This is a genomic window from Pseudolactococcus hodotermopsidis, assembly GCF_011170085.1.
Lineage (GTDB): Bacteria > Bacillota > Bacilli > Lactobacillales > Streptococcaceae > Pseudolactococcus > Pseudolactococcus hodotermopsidis.
Window position 1 is genome coordinate 1 of record NZ_BLLI01000105.1, and the last position, 3,923, is coordinate 3,923.

Sequence of the window (3,923 nt, forward strand, 5' to 3'; positions counted from 1 at the left end):
AACTTGATAACACGATACTTTTCCAATTCATTCACAGTGAGTAATATCCTTTTCATAAGTATTAGTTTAACATTTGGGACATTTTATGTTTCGACCTACTTAGGACATTATCACTTTCGAATGATAATTTTTGATTGTTTTTTTGAAAAACTCTTGTAAAAACATTCACATTATCGTATAATGTGAGTAAATGTAGAAAAGGAGAATTTGGCGCTAGATTTCAAATCTTAGCAGTGCCACTATCGAAAATATGGCAGAAGTAGAATCATTCCAACTCGACCACACAAAAGTTCTCGCACCTTACGTGCGTTTGATTGGCTCAGAAACAGGACCAAAAGGCGATATTATCACAAATTTCGATGTCCGTTTGGTGCAACCAAATGTCCAAGAAATACCAACAGCAGGACTACATACGATTGAACATCTTATGGCAAGCCTGATTCGCGACCGCATTGACGGCATGATTGATTTTTCACCATTTGGCTGTCGAACTGGTTTTCATATGATTATGTGGGGCGAACATACGTCTGAAGAAATTGCAAAAGTTATCAAATCTTCGCTCGAAGCTATTGTCACTGTTGTTGAATGGGCAGATGTGCCAGGCACAACGATTGAATCTTGCGGTAATTACCGCGACCACTCGCTTTGGACAGCCAAGGAATGGTCTGCGCTTATTCTCAAACGTGGCATTTCTAGCGATCCATTTATCAGAAAGGTGATTTAACATGAACAAAAATCGGAAACAGCTCACACAACTAACAACTGCAGCGCTCTTAACGGCGCTTGCCATTCTTATCCCACAAGTCATGCCGAAAATCGTCATCCCACCCGCCAGTTTCACACTTGCAAGCCATGTACCGATTATGATTGGTATGCTGATTTCACCACTCGTTGCGGTCATCGTTGCACTCGGCTCAACACTTGGCTTTCTAATTTCAGGTCTACCGATTGAAATCACATTCCGCGCCCTTACCCACGTCATCTTCGCTCTCGGTGGCTCTATTTTCCTTTGGAAGCACCGCAATTACACGCACGGCGTTAAGTTTCAAATTTTCAATATCGTGATTGCATTGATTCATACCTTGTGTGAGGTGGCAATCGTTGCTTTCCTTTTGACAACGGGCTTTAGCAATCTTAACGGTAGAAGTCTTACCTCGCTTTTTATCGTTCTCGGTATCGGCGGATTTATCCATTCTATCATTGATTTCAATATCGCTATGTTTCTCATGCAAGCAATTAACAAAGTTTATCCGTTTGAGATTTTAAAAGAAAAGCCAACATTGACGCTTAATAAAACAACACAAAAATAAACGCAAAAAAATCATCAGATGTGAGTTCTGATGATTTTTCTTATCTGATTATTTCTCAGTCAATGAATCAAGACCTGGCAAGACTTTGCCCTCAAGCAATTCCATAGAAGCACCACCACCAGTAGAGATCCATGAGAATTTGTCAGCATAGCCAAGATTAATCGCAGCAGCAGCCGAATCGCCTCCACCGATAATTGATTTCACGCCTGGTTGCTTAACGATTGAGTCCATGACACCGATTGTCCCAGCTTGGAAGTCAGGGTTTTCAAAAACACCCATTGGCCCATTCCAGACAACTGTTTTAGCGCCCTCAAGTTCTTTGTCAAATTTTGCGATAGATTTTGGACCAATGTCAAGCCCTAGGAAGCCTGCATCAACAGCTTCTCCATCGGTATCTTTAACTTCAGTGTAATCTACAAACGCATTTGCCTCTTTTGAGTCAGTTGGCAAGATAAGTTTACCATTTGCTTTTTCAAGCAATGCTTTCGCAATATCAAGTTTATCTTCTTCAACAAGCGAGTTACCGATTTCGATACCTTGCGCTTTGTAGAATGTATAAGTCATACCGCCACCGATGATAACTTTATCTGCTTTTTCAAGCAAGTTTTCAATAACACCGATTTTGTCAGAAACTTTTGAGCCACCAAGAATCGCAACAAATGGGCGAACCGGTGCTTCAACTGCTTCTTTGATATAAGCAATTTCATTTTCAAGGAGGAATCCTGCAACGGCTTTATCAACATTTGCAGAAATACCAACATTTGAGGCATGCGCACGGTGAGCTGTACCGAAAGCATCGTTGACGAAGATTCCATCGCCAAGACTTGCCCAATATTTGCCAAGTTCAGCATCGTTTTTAGATTCTTTCTTGCCGTCAATATCTTCAAAACGCGTATTTTCAACAAGCAAGATTTCGCCGTCTTTAAGCGCGTTAATCGCATTTTCAAGCTCAGCGCCACGCGTTGTGCCAGTGAAAACAACTTCTTGACCAAGTTTTTCAGAGAGTGCTTTGGCAACTGGCGCAAGAGATTTGCCAGCTTTGTCAGCCTCTTCCTTGACACGACCAAGATGAGAGAAGAGAACCGCGCGCCCACCTTGCTCAAGGATATACTTGATTGTCGGCAGTGCCGCCGTGATCCGGTTATCGTTCGTGATAACGCCGTCTTTCAAAGGCACATTAAAGTCCACGCGCACGAGCACTTTCTTGCCTTTCAAATCAACGTCTTTTACAGTAAGTTTAGCCATTTGATGTTGCCTCCGTTTTGATTTTTAGTTTGCAAGTATATTATATCACAAAATGCGGTTGAGGCGCAAGATTGACAGAAATCCAAATTTAATAACGGAAGTTTTATCATTTTGCAAATTCAAAAGTCAACTTCGCCTCTTCATCAAAACTTGTCACAATATCACGATAAAATTCTTTTGCTGATTCTTCCAAAAGGTCTTGGTACTGTGTGATGTATTTTTCTTGCCCTTTCTCATCTAACAAATCACTAATCATCTCAGCGGTATCAACTTTAGCCGTGGTAAAACTCAGCACACCATTCTTTTCAGCAGCTACTTCAAACTTAGCATTGCTGTGACCAATGAAAATAAACTTAGGAATCTCAATTTTATACGTCTTATTGCCCGTATCTGTAATTTTCACATTTTTTCCGTCAATGCCAAGTTTCGCCTCAAAACTTGATTTTAGAAAAGTTTTCTTACTTGTCCCAGGCACTTTAAGACCAAATATTTTAGACGTATTTTCGTCATCCGTCACATCAGTTATGCCGATACCGACCAAAGCAATCTGCTTTTCTTTCGTCAAATAGCGTACAACTTGGCTACTATTTGATGTCACGCTTGTGCTAAATGGTGAAAATCCTGCTGTTTTAGCTACAAACATAGCGCCAATAATCACAACTGCTGTTACCACAATTGTCAAGAGTGAGTTTTTAATCTTCTTCATTGTTTTATTCTCCAAATTTTAACTTTTCTTTTACATTATACATATAAAAAAAAGAAAATGCAAGTTGCTTTTGAGTAATGAAAAAAGCCAGTTCTTTTAAACTGACTTAGAACTATTTCATTTGATGTAAACTGCCCATGAGTCAACCAGCAAAGCCAATGCCAACCAAAAGTATATTTCTCAACTCTAGTTTTAGACACATTATAAAAAATCTCCTACCGAAATGGTAAGAGATTTTTTGTTATCTAATCAAAAATTAGAATTTTTTACGTTTACGAGCCGCCTCTGATTTGCGTTTACGTTTGACAGATGGTTTTTCGTAATGCTCGCGTTTACGAGCTTCTTGAAGCGTTCCAGCTTTAGTAACTGAACGTTTAAAGCGGCGAAGCGCGTCGTCAAGCGATTCGTTTTTGCGTACGATTGTTTGTGACATAAGATTTCACCTCTTTTCCGTTTCGTAGTTATGCTCAAGCATACCCTTTCAGTCTACCATTTTTTTAGAAAATGTCAAGCATTTTTATTTTTAAGACCAGCTTTTTATCATTCGAAAGTGATAATGTCCTAAGTAGGTCGAAACATAAAATGTCCCAAATGTTAAACTAATACTTATGAAAAGGATATTACTCACTGTGAATGAATTGAAAAAATATCGTGTTATCAAG

5 protein-coding genes are annotated in these 3,923 nt (G+C 39.4%); 2 read left to right on the top strand and 3 right to left on the bottom strand.

The window, feature by feature from the left end:
• Nucleotides 1-250: 250 nt before the first annotated feature.
• Complete coding sequence (locus Hs30E_RS10615) at nt 251-724, top strand: S-ribosylhomocysteine lyase (protein ID WP_172209905.1); 474 nt, start codon at nt 251-253, stop codon at nt 722-724.
• Nucleotide 725: 1 nt separating this feature from the next.
• Nucleotides 726-1,310 (top strand): ECF transporter S component, encoded by a 585-nt coding sequence (locus tag Hs30E_RS10620; protein ID WP_172209906.1) that lies wholly within the window; start codon nt 726-728, stop codon nt 1,308-1,310.
• 48 nt (nt 1,311-1,358) lie between these two features.
• On the opposite strand, the gene Hs30E_RS10625 is transcribed toward Hs30E_RS10620, so the two are convergent.
• The 3 genes from Hs30E_RS10625 to rpsU all read right to left on the bottom strand — a co-directional run bounded on the left by Hs30E_RS10625 (nt 1,359) and on the right by rpsU (nt 3,694).
• Nucleotides 1,359-2,555, bottom strand: coding sequence for a phosphoglycerate kinase (locus tag Hs30E_RS10625; RefSeq protein WP_172209907.1), 1,197 nt, complete (start codon nt 2,553-2,555; stop codon nt 1,359-1,361).
• A gap of 106 nt (nt 2,556-2,661) precedes the next feature.
• Nucleotides 2,662-3,261 carry a hypothetical protein gene (locus Hs30E_RS10630; RefSeq protein ID WP_172209908.1) on the bottom strand — a complete coding sequence of 200 codons (600 nt, stop codon included), beginning with the start codon at nt 3,259-3,261 and terminating at the stop codon, nt 2,662-2,664.
• A gap of 256 nt (nt 3,262-3,517) precedes the next feature.
• Nucleotides 3,518-3,694, bottom strand: coding sequence for a 30S ribosomal protein S21 (rpsU, locus tag Hs30E_RS10635; protein ID WP_003137442.1), 177 nt, complete (start codon nt 3,692-3,694; stop codon nt 3,518-3,520).
• Nucleotides 3,695-3,923 lie beyond the last annotated feature (229 nt).